Source organism: Sphaerothrix gracilis Ecp01 (assembly GCF_030405905.1).
In the GTDB taxonomy this organism is placed as follows: Bacteria; Cyanobacteriota; Cyanobacteriia; order Phormidesmidales; family Phormidesmidaceae; genus Sphaerothrix; species Sphaerothrix gracilis.
Genome location: NZ_JASATW010000016.1, coordinates 8,558 through 29,789, shown reverse-complemented (window position 1 = coordinate 29,789; position 21,232 = coordinate 8,558). Strand labels below are relative to the sequence as shown.

16 protein-coding genes are annotated in these 21,232 nt (G+C 55.1%); 5 read left to right on the top strand and 11 right to left on the bottom strand.

Features of this window, described 5'->3' with window-relative positions:
- Window positions 1-30: 30 nt before the first annotated feature.
- The gene (locus tag QJQ48_RS17720; protein ID WP_346292580.1) at window positions 31-537 is read right to left on the bottom strand and encodes a M67 family metallopeptidase; all 507 of its coding nucleotides are present in this window, start codon (window positions 535-537) and stop codon (window positions 31-33) included.
- A 60-nt stretch (window positions 538-597) separates the two neighbouring features.
- The gene (locus QJQ48_RS17715) at window positions 598-1,965 is read right to left on the bottom strand and encodes a UDP-N-acetylmuramoyl-tripeptide--D-alanyl-D-alanine ligase (protein ID WP_346292579.1); all 1,368 of its coding nucleotides are present in this window, start codon (window positions 1,963-1,965) and stop codon (window positions 598-600) included.
- 477 nt (window positions 1,966-2,442) lie between these two features.
- On the opposite strand from QJQ48_RS17715, the gene QJQ48_RS17710 reads away from it, so the two are divergent.
- Window positions 2,443-3,729, top strand: coding sequence for a hypothetical protein (locus tag QJQ48_RS17710; protein ID WP_346292578.1), 1,287 nt, complete (start codon window positions 2,443-2,445; stop codon window positions 3,727-3,729).
- 135 nt (window positions 3,730-3,864) lie between these two features.
- Here QJQ48_RS17710 and dnaA read toward each other — a convergent pair whose 3' ends face one another.
- Window positions 3,865-5,256, bottom strand: a complete 1,392-nt coding sequence (gene dnaA, locus QJQ48_RS17705) for a chromosomal replication initiator protein DnaA (protein ID WP_346292577.1) — start codon at window positions 5,254-5,256, stop codon at window positions 3,865-3,867.
- Between the two features lie 623 nt (window positions 5,257-5,879).
- Here dnaA and QJQ48_RS17700 point away from each other — a divergent pair.
- Both QJQ48_RS17700 and def read left to right on the top strand, forming a co-directional pair.
- On the top strand, window positions 5,880-7,130 hold the full coding sequence (locus tag QJQ48_RS17700) for an HhoA/HhoB/HtrA family serine endopeptidase (RefSeq protein WP_346292576.1): 1,251 nt from the start codon (window positions 5,880-5,882) through the stop codon (window positions 7,128-7,130).
- Window positions 7,131-7,150: 20 nt separating this feature from the next.
- Window positions 7,151-7,696, top strand: a complete 546-nt coding sequence (def, locus tag QJQ48_RS17695; RefSeq protein WP_346292575.1) for a peptide deformylase — start codon at window positions 7,151-7,153, stop codon at window positions 7,694-7,696.
- Here def and QJQ48_RS17690 read toward each other — a convergent pair.
- Entirely contained in the window at window positions 7,693-9,075 is a 1,383-nt protein-coding gene (locus tag QJQ48_RS17690; RefSeq protein WP_346292574.1) for a collagen-like protein, read from the bottom strand. The genes def and QJQ48_RS17690 overlap by 4 nt on opposite strands.
- A gap of 309 nt (window positions 9,076-9,384) precedes the next feature.
- Here QJQ48_RS17690 and QJQ48_RS17685 point away from each other — a divergent pair, with 309 nt between their 5' ends.
- A complete protein-coding gene (locus QJQ48_RS17685; protein WP_346292573.1) occupies window positions 9,385-9,654 on the top strand; it encodes a SemiSWEET transporter in 270 nt (89 codons plus the stop codon).
- On the opposite strand, the gene QJQ48_RS17680 is transcribed toward QJQ48_RS17685, so the two are convergent.
- The gene (locus QJQ48_RS17680; protein ID WP_346292572.1) at window positions 9,637-9,966 is read right to left on the bottom strand and encodes a cupin domain-containing protein; all 330 of its coding nucleotides are present in this window, start codon (window positions 9,964-9,966) and stop codon (window positions 9,637-9,639) included. The genes QJQ48_RS17685 and QJQ48_RS17680 overlap by 18 nt on opposite strands.
- Complete coding sequence (locus tag QJQ48_RS17675) at window positions 9,959-12,295, bottom strand: GAF domain-containing protein (RefSeq protein ID WP_346292571.1); 2,337 nt, start codon at window positions 12,293-12,295, stop codon at window positions 9,959-9,961. The genes QJQ48_RS17680 and QJQ48_RS17675 overlap by 8 nt, the downstream gene beginning before the upstream one ends.
- 226 nt (window positions 12,296-12,521) lie before the next feature.
- Between QJQ48_RS17675 and ffh the strand changes: the two genes are divergently transcribed.
- Window positions 12,522-14,000 (top strand): signal recognition particle protein, encoded by a 1,479-nt coding sequence (gene ffh, locus QJQ48_RS17670; protein ID WP_346292570.1) that lies wholly within the window; start codon window positions 12,522-12,524, stop codon window positions 13,998-14,000.
- A gap of 13 nt (window positions 14,001-14,013) precedes the next feature.
- On the opposite strand, the gene cobQ is transcribed toward ffh, so the two are convergent.
- The 5 genes from cobQ to QJQ48_RS17645 form a co-directional block, all read right to left on the bottom strand.
- A complete protein-coding gene (cobQ, locus tag QJQ48_RS17665) occupies window positions 14,014-15,510 on the bottom strand; it encodes a cobyric acid synthase CobQ (protein ID WP_346292569.1) in 1,497 nt (498 codons plus the stop codon).
- A 71-nt stretch (window positions 15,511-15,581) separates the two neighbouring features.
- Complete coding sequence (locus QJQ48_RS17660; RefSeq protein ID WP_346292568.1) at window positions 15,582-15,998, bottom strand: Npun_F0494 family protein; 417 nt, start codon at window positions 15,996-15,998, stop codon at window positions 15,582-15,584.
- Window positions 15,999-16,098: 100 nt separating this feature from the next.
- Window positions 16,099-19,041 (bottom strand): glycerol-3-phosphate acyltransferase, encoded by a 2,943-nt coding sequence (locus tag QJQ48_RS17655; protein WP_346292567.1) that lies wholly within the window; start codon window positions 19,039-19,041, stop codon window positions 16,099-16,101.
- A 77-nt stretch (window positions 19,042-19,118) separates the two neighbouring features.
- On the bottom strand, window positions 19,119-19,286 hold the full coding sequence (locus QJQ48_RS17650; RefSeq protein ID WP_346292566.1) for a hypothetical protein: 168 nt from the start codon (window positions 19,284-19,286) through the stop codon (window positions 19,119-19,121).
- A gap of 186 nt (window positions 19,287-19,472) precedes the next feature.
- A complete protein-coding gene (locus tag QJQ48_RS17645) occupies window positions 19,473-21,119 on the bottom strand; it encodes an acetolactate synthase large subunit (protein ID WP_346292565.1) in 1,647 nt (548 codons plus the stop codon).
- Between the last annotated feature and the right edge of the window lie 113 nt (window positions 21,120-21,232).

Genomic DNA, 21,232 nt, shown 5'->3' with positions numbered 1-21,232 from the left:
CGGAGTGAGAGCGGAATAACTAGGACAGGGCTACAACGTTGAGGGAGAAAGCGGCAGCGCGGCAGCGATTTCGATCGCTTCAGGTTGAAACTGGTGCCGATCGTCTAGGCTCCAGCTTTGCAAATCCTGCGATCGCTCCTGACAAACTGACACAATCACATAGGAGTACTCAGCCCAGGCTAGCTGGCGATCGCATTCAGAAGGCTCTGCCGGATGGTCTGGGTGAGAGTGATAGATGCCGATGATGTTTAGGCCGCGATCGCGGGCCTGACGCTGAGCGGTGAGCAAGTCGCGGGGATCAATCCAGTAGCGACGACGGCGATCTAAAGCTTGAGACGGGTGGCTAACCGTAGCCAAATCGGCCTCGACCTCGGCATCCCAGGTATTCTCAAGCGGAATCACTTCTACCCCCTGTCGCCGCGAAGTCTCGCCCAAATGCACGTGCCCCAGCAGCAGCCCGCAGCATTCTTCTGGGTAAGTGCGCTCGGCATGATGGCGGATATGGTCAAGCTGTTCCGGCAGCAGGGTTAAGGTCACAGGGCAATGAGGGGCAGCGCTCTCAACGTTGATTCAGACTCTCTATTGTAGTTCACAGGCTTATTCTATTGAAGGGATTGCCTGAGAGTTTGCCAGCTGATCGACCACCCGGTCTAGGGCCACTGACCGAGAAGCTTTGAGCAGGAGGCGATCGCCCGGTTTGATAAAATCCTGCAGCCGCTGCGCCAAAGCCCCATGACTGTCAAATTTTTCGTGTGGAACTGGATCGGCTCCCCTGGCTAGGGCGACTGCCTCCGCCGGATCGGCCAGAATGAACAGATGATCTAGCTGCAGCCGCTGCACGACCTGCCCTACCTGATAGTGAAAATCTGGCGATCGCTCTCCTAGTTCTTTCATCGTGCCCAGCACCGCAATGTGACGCTGGCCGGGAGTTTGGGCCAGCAGGTGCAGCGCCGCCGTCATCGATTCCACCCCGGCGTTGTAGGTTTCATCCAACAGCCAGATATCTGCTGCAATTTGACGGCGACGCGATCGCCCAGCCGGCAGCTCTACGGTGATCCCCTGGGTCAAAACGCGCCAGTCTAGCTCTAGTGCCTGCATTACCGCGATCGCGGCCAAGTAGTTGAGGGCATTGTGTTCACCCGGCAGGGGCAGAGGCAACTGCACGCCCTCGACTTCCAAAGTGCCAGAATCTACCAGCCGCCCTTGCAGATCTCCCTGTGTCAGGCCGTAGGTAATTTGCCGCCCCGTCCAGACCGTAGCGGCGGTCTTGATCAAGCGTTCGTTATCGGCATTGAGGACGGCTATGCTCGTCGTCGGCATCTCTGCCAACAGCTCACACTTGGCCGCCGCGATCGCCTGTTCTGACCCCAAGCGGCCAATGTGGGCCGTTCCGACATTGGTAATCACCGCCACGTCTGGGCGAGCAATGCGGCTGAGCAGCGCAATTTCTCCGGCTGCCCGCATTCCCATTTCAATCACGCCAAACTGATGGTCGGGCTGTAGGGACAGCAACGTTTTCGGGACGCCAATTTCGTTGTTGTAGTTGGCCTGGGTCTTCAGGACTGATCCCTGGGTTGCCAGAGCCGCCGCAATCAGTTCTTTCGTAGTGGTCTTACCTACCGATCCGGTAATCGCAATAATTGGGGCTGAGGCTCTTTGCCGCCACCAGTGCCCTAGCTGCTGGTAGGCCGTTAGCGTATCTGCGACTCGTAGTAAGGGATAGTCATCGCTGACGGAGGCTGCCTGATTCACAACCGCTGCCACCGCCCCCGCTGCGATCGCCTCTGGTACAAACCGATGCCCGTCAAAGTGCTCTCCACTCAGAGCCAAAAACAAAGCGCCGGGTGTGAGCTGGCGGGTGTCGGTTTCAATGGCGGTAACGGATAACTGTGAATTGGCGATCGCCTGATTCCTCGCTGCGCCGATCGCCGCTGCTATCTCGGCTAAATTGATCTGATCACCCATGATTCCATAGCTTTTGCAACGATAACTCCCATTAAATCAGGAGTCGCGTCTTTGTCCCTATTTTCAGAGAAGCTAGCTGGCCCATAGGAACTTGGCTAGCATTTTTGGGTTCAATAGATGTAGATACGGCTAGTAGCGTTAGGCTCCCAATCTGTTTTCGCTCTAGAACTAGTCTTCAGATGCCCCTCGATCCTATCTGTCCCTGTTGTTTTGCTCTATCACCTAAGTAGGCTAAAAAATCTTTACTCAATCTTCAATGAAAATTCCCTTACATAGCCTGCACTCAGAACTGGCTCGCAGTAAAGTTGATCTATAGATGCAAGACAAATTTGGTATAAAAAGCAACGCTTTGAGTTGCACGCACAGCTTTTAATGAAATGGGCTGTGGAGCTGGAATATGGCATGATAGGTCGAAATCTAGCTTTACATCCGGCTTTTAAGGTTGTTCTGGCACTATGAGGCTTTGAATCGAAATCTGTGAATAGTTCAGTCAGCTACAGTAATAGGTTTACTAGCCCAGAAGAACAGCGGCTGTACGATCACCTGCTTCACCAGGTTGAATCGAACTCACCTGAGCAGCTAGTTGAGCGCTTTCGGCTGCTTTTTATTGAAGCTGCTGGCTATCCCGAACGCGATATCTTGCTAACTCTCGATACTCTGGTGTCTTCTAAACGGGTTGAAGAATACTTTCGCTACATTCTGAATCGCTGCTGCCATATTTTGATCAATCGCTGGCAGACCAGCCGCCACATGCAGGCGGCTATTCCAGAACTGGTTGCTTTGTTTGAGACGGGGCCGACCCGCTCGGTTTCTGAAATTTCTAGGGCGCGAACGGCGCGATGCCTACGAGAGCTAGTCAGTCAGTTTAAAGAGACTGAGCAGTTCATTACCCTAAAGCGGCTATCGCGCGTAGTCAGCGAAAAGCCTGAATTTACTCACCAGGCTGGCTCTCGACCCTTGGGAACGCTGATCAAACGTTATCCTTACCTCTATGGTCACTGCCTAGTCAGCGAAGACAGCACCTCCGAGCATCAGCGCAACGTCCGCAGCCTGCAGCTTAAAGCTCAGCAGCGCTTTGAGGTTGATCTTTCCCACTATGTGACGTACCGGGTGCGGCGATCGCGCCTGCGCCGTCAGGGCAAAGCCACTGCGGCTGAACAAACACTACGTCCCATTGAAAATCCGACGCTGCTGAGCGATCGCGATTTAGTCATGTCGCTGCGGCAGTTTACCGGCAGAGTAGAAGCCAGCGGCAGCTACCGCGACGTGGCCCAGCGGTTCAAGTCTCAGCACTGCCAGATAACACAAAAATTTGGCGCTTTCAAAGATGACCTGTACGAATACGTCACGTCAGGAATCGATCCCGAATATGGCAAGCGACAGTTCAACAATCTGCTCTTTAAGCACCTGGGACAAATTTATCCCGAAAACGACGGTCAGCCGCTCAACGACTTCCTGATGGTGCGTACCTGCAGTCAGCTTTTTAACTTCCTGGTCGTCGATGCCTCGACGCATCCGCAGCACTTCGTCTTCGTAGACCTGATCAACAATCTGGGCGCGATGCTGACTACGGGCATTCTGCTGAAGGTGCTGCTGCTCTGCGGTAAAGTCAAGCCTTACTTAGAGCGGCGACTATCCATTCTGTTTAACCACTACGAGTCTGCAACGCGAGATACGGTTGCTTGGCTGGTGCAGGTGCTAGAAAACCTGAATGTGGCCCTCAGCCTCAATTTTGGGGCAGTTGACCTGTCTCACGTGCTTTAGGGGCTGTGCCTGCATTGTCGGTTAGGCCAGCGCGATGCTTGCCGTGCAAGTTGACGCAGACGCGGGGAGCAATTGCTCATCCCGTGTCTCTTTTTCTAAGGGCTGCTTACCCCCAAATCGTAGGCTGACAGTCCCCTAAGCCTTGCTGGCTAAATGAATCCGATCGCTGACCTGCCGTATCGTTTGCGCTAAATTGAGGTCGCGCTTGAGCAGACGGTTAATTTTGTCGCAGCTATACATTACCGTTGTGTGATCTTTGCCGCCAAATTCTTCGCCAATTTTGGGCAGGCTCAGCTCAGTGTGCTGGCGCATGAGGTACATGCCTACCTGACGGGCGAGGCTGATTTCTCGCCGCCGAGAATTTCCTTTGAGATCGTCTACAGAAACAGCGAATGCTTCAGCCACGGTGACAATCACTGAAGTTGGCGAGGCTTCCACTTTCTCAGAAGGTGGATTGAGGACGGGGGCTAAATTTTCTACGGTCATCGATAGCCCCGAAATAGACGTGTAGGCGATCGCCCGAATCAGCGCCCCTTCAAGTTCACGAATGTTAGAGGTATAGTTAGAGGCAATAAACTCCACAACGTCACGGGAAAGGCGCACATTTTCGTACTCCGCCTTTTTTTGCAAAATGGCCATGCGGGTTTCCAGGTCAGGCGGTTGGATATCGGCAATTAGCCCCATCGAAAACCGTGAACACAGGCGCTCTTGCAGTCGAGGGATCTGACTAGGCGGGCGATCGGAGGCCAGCACAATCTGCTTGCCGGATTCGTGCAGGGTGTTGAAGGTGTGAAAGAACTCTTCTTGGGTATATTCTTTGCCTTCAATGAACTGAATATCATCGACCAGCAGAATGTCAGCGGCGCGGTAAAGCTCGCGGAAGCGCTGCATACTGTCCCGCCGAATCGCGGTAATAAGGTCGTTGGTAAACTGTTCCGTCGAGACGTAGGACACCTTGGCATTGGTATCAATTTCTAGGCGATAGTGGCCAATCGCCTGCATCAGGTGAGTTTTACCCAACCCAACGCCGCCGCACAAAAAGAGGGGATTAAATTCTCGGCCCGGCGACTCAGCAACCGCCAACGCCGCTGCATGGGCCATCCGGTTGTTGGCACCCACTACGAAGCGAGAAAAAACGGCTTTGGAATTAAGATCGGGCGATCGCGATCGCTGACTAGTCCCTGAATCAGGCGGGTCAGCAGGGGGGGCGATCGGCTGGCGGCGGATCGGTTCTGGCGGCGCAGTTGTCACGACTGGGGCAGGGTTGGCAGCCTCATTAATGGCTACGGTCACCTGAATATCAACCGGATGCCCCACAATTTCGCAAACAACGTTGGCAATCGTGCTGACATAGTGCTTTTGTAGCCAGTTACGAGCAAAAGGATTGGGCGTGGAGATAACCAAAGTCTCTTGGCTCAGATCCTGAATACGAGCAGGTTTGATCCAGGTTTCAAAGGTAGGGCGACTGAGCTGCTGTTGCAGCCGCTCTAAAACTTGGCTCCACAGCCCTTCAGATCCTTTGTCCACGGCCAAACCTCCTCAGTAAAAATCGTCAGCAGCTTAGGAAGCCAGTTCAAACAACCGTATGCGCACCTCAAACGCTGACTAAAAGCGATAGATCTTAGTCATAATCACCCTACTAACATTTTTTAGGTGGCTTCAAAGCGCTTCTGTAGATCCGATAGATTCTTTCAAGAAAGCCACCGTGACCAATGCCGGGATTTACTAGCGTACTAGATATAAGGCTAAAGCAACGGTTCAAATTCTACATATAGCGCTTTGAATAATGTTGCTTAAATTTAGGGTTAACCCAGTCCCAGGTAAAATGACTACTAATAGCAAAGCCGCAGATTGACCAGATTACCTCAGTCTGTTGAGAGACTGTTGGCGATCGCGGCCTAAGAAAACCCTGGAACCTGATTTGACCTGTTGTAGTCTGAGAAGTCAATCCGTGATCCTTAAAATAGGGACATAGGCTTTGTAACTCTAGACCACTGGTTTGAGGAACGCAGCAGGTTTCCCTGTAGTATTTGTCTGCAGCTAGTCGTTTAGAGAACTTAGCATATTGAGCGCTGTGGTGGTGCTCCGGTCCCGATATTGGACATAGCGATGCCGCTTGTACCTATCAAGATTGGTGTGAGAGAAGCCCCATGACTCGCAATCCTACGCAAGACTCTAATCTTTCATCTTCAGAAACCCACGTTAGCAAGCAGTCTCGCTGGCGGCAAGGCTTGGCCTATGTCTTGCTGACCCTAACCAGCACTGGCACCGTTTTCCTCGCCAGTCGGACGGCCTCATCTGGTGCCATACCTCCCGCGCCGCTGGTGAGCCAGGTTCCGGCCGGGGGATCGGGGCGGCTGCTAGCGCCTCAGGGCACGAACTTTATTGCCGCGGCGGTGGAGCGGGTTGGCCCTGCAGTTGTGCGCATTGACGCTTCCCGCACCGTGACTCAGCGCCGTCCCAGCATTTTTGACGATCCCTTCTTTCGTGAGTTTTTTGGCGACTTCGGTGCTCCGGAGATGCCCCCAACTCGCGTAGAGCGGGGCACTGGCTCCGGCTTTGTGATTGATGCTGAGGGTCTGATTATTACCAACGCTCATGTGGTAACAGGGGCAGATGAAGTAATTGTCACCCTGCGAGATGGGCGAGAATTTATCGGCACGGTTGTTGGGGAAGATTCTGTGACCGATGTGGCTGTTATTCGAGTAGACGCCACCGACCTGCCTGGGATTTCGATGGGGGACTCAGAAGAGATTCGACCCGGTGAGTGGGCGATCGCCATTGGTAATCCTCTGGGACTGGATAATACGGTGACGGCAGGCATCATCAGCGCGACGGGCCGCAGCAGCGCTCAGGTGCGGGTACCAGACAAGCGGGTCAGCTTCATTCAAACCGACGCAGCCATCAATCCCGGCAACTCTGGGGGGCCGCTGTTAAACGAGCGCGGTGAAGTCATTGGGGTCAATACGGCCATTATTGGCGGGGCGCAGGGGTTGGGCTTTGCGATTCCTATCAACGCGGCTCTAGAGATTGCCGAGCAGCTAATTGCCAATGGCCGGGTCGATCATCCCTATCTAGGGGTGCAGATGCGCACGCTCACAGATCCCCTGCGGGAGTCGATTAATCGCAATCCTCGCGCCAATGTGCAGATTACGGCTGAGTCTGGGGTGATTGTGCTGGGTATTGTGCGCAATTCGCCAGCAGAGCAGGCAGGCATTCAGCCGGGGGACGTGATTGTCAAAATCAACCAGACGGCGATCACTGAGGCAGAGCAGGTGCAGCAGCTAGTAGCCGAGGCCGCTATCGGTCAGCCGCTGAGCTTAGAGATTGACCGCTCTGGGTCAGACCTGACCTTAGCCGTTAGCCCTGCTCCTCTCCCCCAAACCGCCCAGCGCCGCTAGCCATTATCCAGGAACGCTCTATGAATCAGCCATTAACTATTATTCAGCTCGGCCACCCGCTGCTGCGTCAGTCAGCCCGGCCTGTGACCGATATCGCCAGCGATCGCCGACAGCAGCTAATCGATCGCCTAATTGTCACGGCCCAGCAAGCTCAGGGGGTGGGGATCGCCGCGCCGCAGGTGGCCCACAGCGATCGCCTGTTTATTGTGGCTTCCCATCCCAATGCTCGCTATCCGAAGGCGCCGACCATGCCGCCGACCGCTATGATCAATCCGGAAATTGTGGCTCACGGCGAGCAGCAGGTTAAAGCTTGGGAAGGCTGCCTTAGCCTGCCGGGGATTCGGGGTCAGGTACCTCGCTACTCAGAGATTGAGGTAGTCTACTGGGATCGTCACGGCGATCGCCAGCAGCAAGTCCTAACCGGGTTTGTGGCCCGCATTTTCCAGCACGAACTCGATCACCTCAACGGGCTAGTGTTTTTAGATCGGGTTGAGAGTACAGCTGACCTGATGAGCGAGCAGGTATATCAGGAGCGGGTGATGGGGGCGGGGCTAGGGAGTCGCTAGAGCCTGCCGCGCCAGTCTAGAACCTGTTCCGCCTGATAGGGACCAAAGCGACGGATAGCCTTGAGTTCTATTTGGGCGTAAGTGCCTGAGCGCAAATGGCTGCCGCTAATCGGTAGGCGACCTATATGCAGGACAAAGCGGTTGTGGTCGCGGCTGATTAAGTCCGTTGGAATGACATCTTCATAGCGAGTGATGTAGCGGGTGCGGGGACCATCGGTGCGGTTGGCGGCAGGGGTGCTGTATTTCAGGTGAAACTGAGTCACAAGCTGGTCAGCTTGTTCTCCCTGGTCGATGACGCCTACCTGAAACTGATTGCTGCGCCCGGTGACGCTACCCAACGCCAACTGTGTGGCTTCACTGGCTCGCATGGCGTTGGTCACGGTGTAGGTGGTGAGATCGCTTGTTTGGGAAGACTCGCCCATGACCCAAAGATCTGCTGCAAAGCGGGGCTGTATCTGGCCGCTGTCTTGTAAATTCAAAGTTAGCTGCGTGGTTGTGAAGTCACTAAGCGACCGGGGAGCTGCCCAGTTCAAGGCAAAACGTCCTTCCACCCTACCCGTATATTGGCGATAGCTGTCATCCACTAGGGAGTTGGGGGCTAAGAGCGATCGCGCCCCGACGCGGGTCTGCCAAAGATTTTTAGAGAGGGAGACAGGGGCTTCTAGCTGCGACAGCGATTGTGTGCGGCTAGGCTGTTCGGCCTGCAGCGGCTCTAGCTGATTGACTAGCACTAGCTGTCCTAGCTGCCCGTCGCGGCCATCGCGGCCATCGCGGCCATCCCGACCGTGATCTCCATCTCGGCAAACATACTCGCGATCGCGGCAGCTATAGCCCGACTGCCCCGGCGTACCCGTACACTGGCGAATTGCCCAGCGGCGATCGCGGCAGTCACAGCCCTCAGCGCCTCGCCCCCCGCGTCCGCCTCGTCCCGGTCGTCCGCCCTCAGCATCTACGAAAATTCGCCGCAAGCTGGCTGACTCGGCGTAGTAAACCGTCAGCGTGCCGCCATTACCGCTATCGCCGCCATTGCCGCCATCACCGCCATCGCCGCCACTGGCGGCCTGCAGATCATACTCGACGTCCGTCGGCTGCCGCCGACAGGCCGGGCGATCGCCGCGCTCCCCATCCTCTCCGTCTTCGCCATCACCGCCACGGAGCAAAAGCGTTTGGGGCGTTTCCGTGGCCGTCACGGTCTGGCTAGCGCCTGAGCGGCCCGCTTGACCACTGCGTCCGGCCCGCCCATCGCCGCCGTTAGAGCCAAAGTGAACAACCCGATCGGCTAGCGCTGTGACTGTGCAGCTATCAACCAGCGAGACTGCTGTAACGAGCAAAAAGGCGATCGCACTGGCTAAAAGTATTAGCTTTTTCAACCGACGCATGATTAAATTCCAAGCTCCGAGCGAAGTCCAGGTCTAGTTCCAGTAGTTTCACTGATCTGACGCCGAATTCCGCAAAAAGCTCCGCCTACTTCTACAGGCAGACTTTATAAATTCTTTGGGCAACTTCAAATTACTTCGTGTTATTTTGTCTAATAACACACTGCCAAAGCGCAATTTGTGCGGCAGTTTTTCAAGGCTCCAGAAGCTATTTTTAATCCACTGAGCGGTTTTAGCTGCAACAGTGTTTTTTTTTGCTCAGTCTGACTTTAAATTTTCTTCTCAATCTTCAAGTAGGAAATAGGGGTTTTGATGGATACCACTACCACACTAGGACTCATCGCTGGCTCATTGACCACCATTGCTTACCTGCCTCAGCTAGTCAAAACCTGGAAGACTAAATCAGCCGAGGATATTTCTTGGGGCATGTTGATTACTCTGTGCCTAGGTATCTCGCTGTGGCTGGTGTATGGCTCCTATATTCATGACCTGCCAGTGATCTGCGCCAATGTGGTAACGCTGGCTTTGGCGTCCATCATTTTGGGGCTGAAAGTTTATTACCGCTCATTGCGCAAAGCCTAAATCCGCGTGAACGGCCAGCCAAATACAGGCCGGTTCTTGGCTGGTATAGTCTACCCGGTGGCGGCAATGGGCCGGAATTAGCAGAAAGTCGCCAGGTTTGAGCGTATGGCGATCGCCGCTCTCATAGACAATGACGGCTTCGCCCTGCAGCAGGGCAACCCACTCGTCTCGTGGCTGGTCATACCACTGACCTACCGGGGTGCGCTGCCCGCTGGAGACGATGCGCTCAATCAAGACTTGCTCGCTTTGGGCCAACGGTTCAAAGCATTCTGCTGCTGGCAGCGGTACCGGGAGCTGAAAAAGATTATTCATCGGCTGCAGGCAAAATCTGGACTCTGGCAAACTTGAGACCGTTAACTCCCTGCAGCGGCTCGACGATACCCTGTTCAATCTCGTCTGCCACCCAGCCGTCACGATGCAGGTAGCGTAGATATTGGCGATATTCTTTCCACTCGTCAGCGGTGGAATAAACCACCGTCAGCATTCCCGGCTGGGTAATACGCTGCTGATCCTCCGTATCGACGGCTTTGTCAATGCGCTTTTTGACAATTTCATAGCGCGTGTCGCGCGATCCCCGTACCTCGAAGAGGCGCTCTGTCGTCTCGTCGTGAGAAATATCCACCGTGGCGTCCTGAACGAGGACTAAGTGAGTAATCTCTAAGTGCGTATTGCAGGTTTCTTTGAGCCGAAAGGCTACGCGGGCGCAGTCACAGACGGCCCGTAGCTGCTCGTAGCGCAGGCTGCGTAGTTGGAAAAGCGAAAATTCAGCGGCAATCGATTTGCCCACATAGAGCATGTGGTCAATACCATCCGTTGCTTCAACATCACAGTAGTGACGAGCAATAGTTTGCATGTTCTCCTGCCAGCGCATCCACGTATCCCGCAGCAGGTTGTTGATTTGCTGGATCGTTTTGTCATAGATTGCTCGCGCCGTGTAGACACACTGCTGGTCGTTGTCACACGCTTCCTGATAGGCGGTGACGGCGGCAGCGGCTGCCGGACTACAGCGGGCGAAATAGTCAAAATTAGGTTCTACGTTGTCAGCCAGGTAGCGAATAAAAGTTACTTCAGCGTCAACGGTAATCCCCTGCTGGATCTGCTCAATATGGGCTATCAGATCGAGGCGAAACTGCTGGGCAAAGGCATGGGGCTGAGCGGCGCAAACAGCTTCAATAATGGCCAGGGCCAGCTTGAACTGAGTCAGCAAGTCGGCCTGAATAGCCCGGTTCCGTTCGCTAGAGGAGCCGCGAATGTCGGAGATACCATATAGCGGATAAACCTCGGTGAAGGTAATCGGTTCGGGCGGTAGCCCCCAGCTCCGGCGCTCAGCTTCTTCTTCAAAACGCCAGCGGACGGAGGGGTGAATATTGGTAAAACGCTCCTGCGTGGTGTAGCGCATGGCGGCGGTCAAAGCTGGAATTAGCAGCGCCGCGTTGTGGCAGTCGCGGTTGTCAAAAGCATAGGGGCGATCGCTCGCCAAGCCAACAAGTCCTAGCAGCCGCCGCGCCATGCCGTCAGCTTGGATCGATTTGGTCACTAGCGGAATAATCAGCAGCGATCGCGCCCCTCTGTCTACAATTGACTGCTCGCAGGGCGTCAGGACTATATCAGAGAGATCTGGAATGTTGAGCACGCTGCCCTGCTCGGCTGCTTGCAGAAATAGAGAGGTTTGCAGAGAGGCTACCGAGTAGGTATGAATTTGCCATTCTGACTGATCAAGGTCAATAAACAGCTTGGCGTGTTCATTCTCGGCGCTCATAATCAGGCTGTCTGACGCCCGAAATAGCCCCCGCATCAGCTCATTAGCCCGGCTGAACTTGTGGGGCTGCAGTACCGACTCGCGGCCAATTAAGAGCTGTACTAAGGTATTGATTGTCTCTCGCTCAGTGACCTCTGCGCCTTCTAGCAGCAAAAACCCCGTGGCCCGATAGGGCTGCTGTGCTAGCTGCTGCAGGCAGCGTTTTAAGTCCGACTTCGCTTCATAGATCTGGGCCATTACCTGCTCTAGGGTCGGCTGCTTTCCTAGGCAGTCTCGCAGCGATCGCGTTAGGTCTGGGGCTAGAGACTGAATCTGTAAACATTCACTGCTGAGCCTAAGTTCTACTTTGCACAGCAGTTCGCTCCGGGGCTGACGGCAAGTCAGCATAATCGGTTCATCGAGTAGCCGAGGCGAGAGCAGCAAGTGCTGGGGATAGAGATGGGCCAAAATGGCCTTAAGTAGATGAAACTGCAACACCTGTTGAATTCGGGTCTGCTCGTCTGGCAGCAGCATCTCTAGCAGATAGATATCGGCACTGTGATTAGCTGCGATCGCCCTCTCAGCAATGCCTACCGTTTGGCAAAAGCGGGGATTAGCAAACTGAATTCGCAGGGATTGCGGCTCTAAGAGCGCGGTTGGCAGATGGCTGTGCTGCATCAGGATGCTCAGCCACTGCATCGGTAGCGGTTTGAGGGTGCCGTTCTCGCTCTGGTTGGCCTCTGCTGGAAGGGTGATGGGCGATCGCGGATCTAGCGATGCCTCAGAACTAGAAGCGATCGCGCGTGTACCTTCATGATTCGGTGCGTCAGGCGATGGCGGCATAGACGAACCTATAACAGCAGGGTCTAGCTTTAGACTACCGCCTAAGTCCAGTTCGGGCATAGAAGAATGTCCTCAGCTTGTAACAAGCTTTAATTTCTTTAGCAGCCTATAAGCCGTCTTGTCGTCAAGCGGGCGTTCGGCAATAGTTCAAAATGCCCCTAGCCGCTTTCAAAGGGGACAAGTCAGCGACTTCTGAACCAAAGCCTCTAGAATAGAGAGACTATTTGTAATGCTAAGCTAGCGGGCTTGGCGCAACTTTGATTCTGCTGAAGCGAGCGATTTTCCTATGTTTGAAGCCCTCTCCGAGCGTTTAGAAGGAGCCTGGAAGAAACTACGCGGTCAAGACAAAATTTCTGAAGGCAATGTGCAAGAAGCCCTGCGAGAAGTGCGGCGGGCGCTGCTAGAAGCTGATGTCAACTTGCAGGTGGTCAAAGCCTTCATCGCGGAGGTGCAAGAGCAGGCGCTAGGAGCAGAAGTGGTGCGCGGCGTGCGCCCTGACCAGCAGTTCATCAAAATTGTCCACGATGAGCTGGTCAGCCTCATGGGCGATACCAATGAGCCGCTGGCCCAGGCCCGAACCGCACCAACTATCGTCCTGATGGCAGGTCTGCAGGGAACGGGTAAAACCACTGCTTCCGCTAAGCTGGCCCTACACCTGCGCAAGCAGAATCGTAGCGCCCTGCTGGTAGCCACTGACGTTTATCGGCCTGCGGCGATCGATCAGCTAATTACCCTGGGTAAGCAGATTGACGTGCCTGTGTTTGACATGGGCTCTGACGCCAACCCGGTTGAGATTGCCCAGCAAGGGGTGGCGAAGGCGCGGGAGGACGGCATTGATACGGTCATTATTGACACCGCCGGTCGTCTACAAATTGACCAGGACATGATGGGCGAGCTGGCCCAGATTAAGGAAACTGTCAATCCCAACGAAGTGCTGCTGGTCGTGGACGCCATGACCGGGCAAGAGGCGGCTAACCTCACCCACACTTTTCACGAGCAAATTGGCATCACCGGGGCAATTCTCACTAAGTTAGACGGTGACTCTCGCGGCGGGGCGGCCCTCTCTGTCCGGCAAATTTCTGGTCAGCCCATCAAGTTTGTCGGTGTAGGCGAAAAGGTAGAGGCGCTGCAGCCTTTCTACCCGGAGCGCATGGCCTCTCGTATTCTGGGCATGGGTGATGTACTCACCCTGGTAGAAAAGGCCCAGGAAGAAGTTGATCTGGCGGATGCCGAAAAGCTCCAGGAAAAGATTTTAGAAGCCAAGTTTGACTTCAATGATTTTCTCAAGCAGACGCGCTTGATGAAAAACATGGGATCCCTGGGCGGCATTATGAAGCTGATCCCAGGCATGGCTAACAAAATTTCCAGCGATCAACTAGAGCAGGGAGAAAAGCAGCTAAAGCGAGTGGAGTCTATGATCAACTCCATGACGCTGCAAGAGCGCAAAAATCCTGAGCTGCTCTCTAGCTCTCCCAGTCGGCGGCGGCGAATCGCCAGCGGTTCTGGTCACAAAGAAAAAGATGTGAGCAAGCTGATTAGCGACTTTCAAAAAATGCGATCGCTGATGCAGCAGATGGGCCAAGGCTCGATGGGGATGCCGGGGATGGGTGGCTTCCCCGGTATGGGCGGCGGCTTTCCCGGCATGGATGGCGGCGGTATGCCTGGCATGGGCGGCGGTGGCCCGGCTCCTGGTTTCCGGGGCTACAGCGGCCAGTCCAAGAAAAAGAAAAAGGGCAAAAAGAAGAAAGGATTTGGTCAGCTCTAACAGAGCGCGACGGCTACCGCGAAGCTCCGATGATCGGGCTGAGATCGAGATGGGCTTCGAGGGTCTCAGCTAGGGCATTGAGCATAGCTTCGCGCTGTTCGCGGTGATTGGAGATGCCAGTGGGCAGAGAACCCAAACCTCGCTGCTGGCGCAGACGGTTGAGCCAGGCCCGTCGCCACGGCCCGTTGTCAAAGATACCGTGTAGATAAGTGCCCCAGATAGAAAGGCTATCATCGACCACGCCCAGACTGCGATCGTCGAAAAGGGAGTGATAGACGGGAGCCTCTGCCTCTTCTTTGTCGGAGGGGACTAGCTGAGTCCGGCCCTGATGGATTTCATAGCCAATGACGGGCAGCCCTGTCTGGGGATATTTGGAGGTCACCGAGCGCTGACGGGCAATCTTCTGCGAGGTGATGACTGTGCGCAGGGGAATTAGTCCCAGCCCTTTGTAGCGGCCTTCGTGGCCTTCAATTCCCTCTGGGTCGGCCAGTAGCTGCCCCATAATCTGAAAGCCGCCGCAGATGCCCATGACCGTTCCGCCTGCCGCTGCGTAGTTTTGAATAGCCTCTGCCATGCCTGTGCGCTGCAGCAGAATTAGGTCGGCGATCGCCGCCTTTGATCCGGGCAGAATCACCGCATCGGGATAGCCCAGGGTATCTTTAGGGCTGACATAGCGCACGGCAACGCTGGGTTCAGCTTCTAAGGGGTCGAAGTCAGTAAAGTTAGAGATGCGCGGTAGACGAATGACCGCAACGTTGATTTCGCTGTTGTCAGGCTGAGGCTGGCGATCGAGCAGGGAAAGAGAGTCTTCGGCGGGGAAAGACTCATCTAGCCAAGGAATAACGCCGATTACAGGAATGCCTGTGCGCTCTTGCAGCCACTCAATTCCCGGCTGCAGCAGCTCTCGCTGTCCCCGAAACTTGTTGATAACAAAGCCTTTAATCAGCGATCGCTCCTCCGGCTCCAGCAGCTCTAGCGTGCCGACAATGTGGGCAAAGACGCCGCCGCGATCGATATCTGCAATCAGAATTGTGGGCGCTTTCAGGTGGGTAGCGACCCGCATATTTGTCAAATCGCGGTGCTTGAGGTTGATCTCGGCTGGGCTACCTGCCCCCTCGCAGACCACGAGGTCAAACTCTTGGCCCAGACGCGCTAGCGCTTCTTGAATCGCCTGCCAGCCCGCTTCAAAGTACTGCTCATAGTAGCTAGCGGCTGTCGTCCGTCCAACTGCTCGCCCTTTGAGGATGACCTGAGAGGTAGCGTCTCCTTGGGGCTTGAGCAAAATGGGATTCATCTCCACTTGGGGAGCGACACCAGCGGCCCAAGCCTGTACCGCCTGAGCATAGCCAATCTCTGCGCCTGTGGTTGTTACATAGGCGTTAAGAGCCATGTTCTGCCCTTTGAAGGGGGCTACTCGCCAGCCGCGACGGCTCAGAATACGGCATAGGGCCGTCACTAACAGGGATTTACCGGCATGGGAAGTTGTCCCCACTACCATTATTGCCTTCATGCAGAGTCCTCCAGGACAGATCTCTCAAATTGGGCTAGCTGCTAATGCGCAGAAAACCAGTGAACGCTTTACTACTGTAGCCAGCTTGGTAGCCGTAGCCAACGATTCAAGGAATTATATAGTTGATCCTGAAGCGACGGATGGTTATCCGGAAATCCTTCAGCCGCCCACCGATCGACGAGCTGACGACCTAAAGGGGTCAGCCGAAAACTATCGGTTAGCCCCTGTCCGTCAACTTCGCGGCGCAGCAGCCCAACCTGAATCAGCCAGAGCAGTTCGTTTTCTGCCGTGAGTTCAGCTAGGGGACGCAGCGTATATCCATTGCGAATGCCGTAACTATCTGCGATCGCCTTAATAGAAACGCTTTCAGTGCGCATATTGGCCAGTAACTTCAGCCGAAAGGGAGAGCATTGCACAGCGCAGCTTGCTCGTTTCAGCGTTGCGGGGGGATACTCAATGGGACTCACGGGTGAGGAATTTGTATCCATGCCTCTGCTATCTAACTAATCTTGATTTTAATCGGGTTTAGGCTCAAACGCTTGAATAGGCCCAGCGATTGACTGAAATGAACAGAAAGTCCTGACTGCTTTAACTCAGCACCTCCACTGTCCCGGCCTGCCCGTCAATTCGTACCCGCTGACCGTCGTGTAGCCGCTGCAGCGCATGGGTCACATCCATTACCGCCGGAATTCCATATTCCCGCGCTACGATCGCCCCGTGAGACAGCCGACCGCCCACTTCAGCAATCAGTCCCCCCGCTCTAGACAGCAGGGGAGCCCAGCCGGAGTCAGTGTAGGGAACGACCAGAATGGTGTCAGTAGAGATATCGGGCAGGCTTTGTAGGCTTTCTAAAATGCGGATTTGTCCAACTGCCTGACCGGGGCTAGCGCCAATGCCCTTGAGCGTCTGCACAGAGCTGACAGGCGAGTGCAAAATGAGCTGGGCAGGGGGCTGGTGGCCGTAGATGACGTAGGGCGTGGGTTTCAGGGTTTGATCTTGTTCAAAGCGCGATCGCCTAGCTGTGACAATTTCGGCTAAGGAGACAGGCAGTGACTGGCCGCTAGGCCGAATTACGGCTCGAATCTCTGCTAGCTGCAGGAAAAAAATGTCCCCAGAGGCTTCAAGCTGCCTAGATTGGATCCACTGCTGTTCGAGAGCGACGAAGCTCCAGCGCAGTTCGGCCAATAGGCGGCTATAAACTTCGGTCACTTGGCCTTTGAGGTCGAGGCGGCGCTGCACCTGATGCGTTTTCCAACCTGTTGCCGCCGATTTCTCGGCAGCAGCGGCAGGTGGGGGCGGATTGAGCAAAAACTGGGCAAACAGCTCTCGCACCGGATGGGGATTTTCGCGCCAGGTGGGAACGGCAATATCCGTGCCGACTTCGCTGAGGTAGCCATACTGATGCAAAAAGCGATCGATGCGCTCTAAAACCGTATGGGCATCGGCAGTTTCAGCCAGAGCCGCAAACAGAGAAGCACTGTTGTCAGGCCGCGTTGAGAGGCTAGAGAGAACCGAGCGAGAATCCTGGGCGATCGCCCGCAGCGATCGCATGGACTCTACTTCTGGAGAAGCGGCTGAGTTTAAATCGGTATCGTCTACCTGCAGCACTGCCTGCCGGATGGCTAAGCTTAGGGGGGCCAAAATGCTGTAGTAGGTCGCGGTTTGCAGCAGTGCTAGCAGTCGCTCAATCCGCTCTAAAATCTCTGCTGGTGAATTCTGACTTGCAGGCTGCTCAGCTAGCTGAGTTAGGGCCGGTTGGAAACGGCGGCGGTTATCCTTTTGAAAGTCACGCCGCAGCCGCAGTTCTCGGCTTGCCAACCGCAGCAGCCCTGGCAGATTACGCAGGGTAGAGGCCAAGGGCGGCTTGCTGAACTTAGCCCCCCGAGTGAGAAACTCCAGGCTCTCTGGCGGCAATCCCATGCGGCGAAAGATATTTCCCAGCAGCGAAGCGTTGAAATAAGCCTGGGAGTAGTGCAAAGTAGCGGTTTGCTCAAAGTCCAAGTCGCGGGCGCGATCGCCCAGCACCAGCGTAAAAATTTGGCCCCAGACGCCGCAGGTCAGCGGACGATTGATAGACCAGGTGAGAGGCCGGATATAGCCCGGAATCACCTCAGCCGCGATTTTGCGCGTCCAGATAGGCAGCAGCGTCGTGATGGGACGGCTCTGCAGCAGCCAGATTTGCTCACCGTCATAGCTCCACTCAATATCTTGGGGAATGCCGTAGTAGCGTTCTTCCAGATGGCGGGCCAAAAAAGCCACTCGCTGCAGCAGCGCTGGCGGTACGGTGCCGCTGCCCTCAACCTGCAGGGTCAACGCGGCGGGAAGCTGCCAGGTCTCGCTGGGCTCAGTGCGCTCAAAGCTGGGAATATCTTCTGGCTGCACCATAACCTGATAGGACTGGGGCGTCACCTGACCAGAAACTACCTGCTCGGCCCCCCCTGGCAGGGCTTCAATGATGACCGCATCGCCGTGACGGGCAATTGGATCGCGGCTGAAAGCGACCCCGGAAAAAAGGCCCTGCACTTGGGTCTGCACCAGCACTGACATTTGGCCTTCTGGCAGGCGGCGATCGCGGCGGTATTGCTGGGCCGAATCGCTGTTATAAGAGGCAAAACAGCGGGCGATCGCAGCAGTCAGGGCTGCTCGACTTTTGACATTGGCAATGGAAACGTACTGTCCGGCAGCAGAAGCGGCTTCGGTATCTTCTCCCACCGCCGAGGAGCGAACTATGACTGGCTGCTCCGGCGAGGGCTGACTAATCTCAATGAGTGGGGCCGGATCGTCCCCGGCAGGCAGCACATAGCCCAAAGGCACCGGATAGCCCCAACGCCGCAGCTGAGCCAGCGTGGCCGCTTTGCTCCCCACCTTTTCTGCCTGCAACGGCTGATCAAGCGAAAGCAAAGCGCGATCGCCTTGAAAAAAACGAAACATAGACTGTGACTCAATACGCCCTGCTTCTGAAGGTAACTCTAAATCATCCGGCAGCTTTTGATAAATCCAGGCAATCAGACCGCTGAGGCAAACCATCGCCAGCACCAAGCTGCCTTCATCGCCGTGGCGCAGCGCCGTGATAATCGGCAGCACAATCAGCACCAGCAGTCTGCCCTGCCGTCGCTCCCGCAGAATAGTAAAACCAATGCCGCTAATTAAGAATGTCAGCGCCGCCGTGATCCAGTCGTGCACCCAAATGCCCCAGACCACGTTGGTGGTTCCAGCCCCCTTACCTATCCAGTAGCGGCCTAGCACCAGGGCAATCAGGGCCACAATTTCCCAGGTGGAGTCAGTGGGGAAATAGTAGCGCGCCAGCAGCACCGCCGCGATTCCCTTAAACGCCTCGGCACAGACTGACAAAATGCCTGCGACCCGCCCGCCGTGATAAAATGCGGCTGAAACGCCGATATTACCGGTTCCTACCTGAGACAGGCGCTTACCGCTGAGCAGCCGCGTGATCCAGCCCGTCAGCGGCAGTCCCCCCAGCAGCGGACACAGCACAAAAATTAACAGCGCCCCTAAAACCTGAGTCAGGGTCATATTAACGATCGCCTAAAGATGCTCTCTTCATTTATGAGTGTATGGGTTTACCCTCTAAACCCATACCCCTTGCAGACCTAACATTCTCCTAGCAAAATCTCCAGGTAGCTATAGGTTTGAGCGCTGTGATGCTGAACATAGCTAACGCTACAGCAGGGATAGCGCGGCTGCGATCGCAGATATGGACCCATAGGCACCGAAGCTGAACGCTGGCGGACAGAAACGCGCTGTGTCTGGGAAATCATAGTTCTGCCTCTTCATAGATGAGTTAATCCTAATGGATCAGTTTAGGGGGTGGATCTGAGAAAATTCTGAGGATGCGGTGCCGTTGTGCACCGGGCGATGGCGTGATGAAGCTGCAGCAGAGCACCGAACCCTGTCGCCACAGAGATTTCCCTATCAGTCTGGGACTTACACCCTAAAGCGTTTTGCTAAACTAAACAGCTCAAATCCTCAGTTTTTTGGCTGAACAGTAAATTCTCGCGGTAGTCAACGGGGCAGTCGATGACGACGGGTACGTCCTGTTCTAGCGCTTCCCGCAGGGTTGGCGCAAAATCTTCTGTGGCCTCAATCCGATAGCCCTTCAAGCCCATACTCTCGGCAAACTTAACAAAGTCCGGATTCTTGAAGTGGACAAAGGCCGATTCGCCGTAGTGATTGTGCTGCTTCCACTCGATCAGACCATAGCCGCCGTCGTTGAAAATGATGGTGACAAAGTTGGCCCCCACCCGCAGCGCCGTTTCTAGCTCCTGACAGTTCATCATGAAGCCGCCATCGCCGGTAGCAGCCACCACTTTGCGACTGGGATGAACCAGCTTGGCGGCGATCGCCCCTGGAATCGCAATCCCCATCGCCGCAAAGCCGTTGGAGATCAGACAGGTGTTGGGCCGCATACAGTGATAGTTGCGGGCGATCCACATTTTGTGAGCGCCCACGTCGGAAATGACAATATCCTCAGCCCCCATCACCTGCCGCAGATCGTAAATTAGCTTTTGCGGCTTAATCGGAAACTCAGCATCGTTGGCATACTGCTCATAGTCGGCTCGAATTTCCTCTCTGAGGCTGACGGCATAGGATTCGGGTAAACCCTGGCGATCGACCCGCTTCAGAATTTCCTGCAGTGAATCAGCAATATCGCCTACCACCTCCACGCGGGGAATATAGCTGCTGTCAATTTCGGCCTGAGTCAAATTGATATGCAAAATGGGAATTTCGCTATTGGGATTCCAGCGCTTGGGCGAAAACTCTACCAGGTCATAGCCCACCGCAATCACCAAGTCGGCTTTTTCTAGAGCGCAGCTAATAAAGTCGCGCTGCTGCAGGCCCAGCGTCCACAGGGAAAGGGAGTGAGTGTAGGGAATGACGCCTTTGCCCATAAAGGTATTGGCCACTGGAATATTCAAATGAGTGGCAAACTCGGTCAGGGTTTCACTGGCATCGGCTCGAATCGCCCCATTGCCCACCAAAATAATGGGATTAGTTGCCTGAGAAATGGCTACCGCTGCCTGCTGAATGCTGTGAATGGAGGCAAAGGTTTTTTCCCGACTGTCAGGGCGCAGCGGCATCCCTTTGGCTGCCATGCTGGCAATATTTTCGGGCAGGTCAATATGGACTGCGCCTGGTTTCTCTGTTTGGGCCAGCTTGAAGGCTTTGCGAATAATTTCAGGCGTATTGCTAGGCCGCACAATCTGCGTGTTCCATTTGGTTACGGGAGAGAACATCGCCACCAGGTCAAGGTACTGGTGGGACTCGATGTGCATGCGGTCAGTCCCTACCTGACCTGTGATCGCCACTAAAGGAGCGCGATCGAGGTTGGCATCGGCTACTCCCGTCATCAGGTTGGTAGCTCCCGGCCCCAGGGTAGAAAGGCACACTCCAGCTTTACCCGTCAGTCGCCCGTAGACATCGGCCATAAAGGCTGCTCCCTGCTCGTGCCGGGTGGTGATGAACTGGATGGAGGAATGTTTGAGGGCCTGCAGAATCTGCAGGTTTTCTTCGCCGGGAACGCCGAAAATGTATTCTACGCCTTCATTTTCCAGGCAGCGAACTAGCAATTCAGCGGTGTTGAGTTCAGTCATGGGAATTGTGGCAGAGATGGTAAAGGTGAATATCGCTAGGGGCGGGTTTTAAGCGAAATGAAACAGACAGGAAAAAGGATTAATGGGTCAAAGGTAGGGGCGGGTTTTGGGCC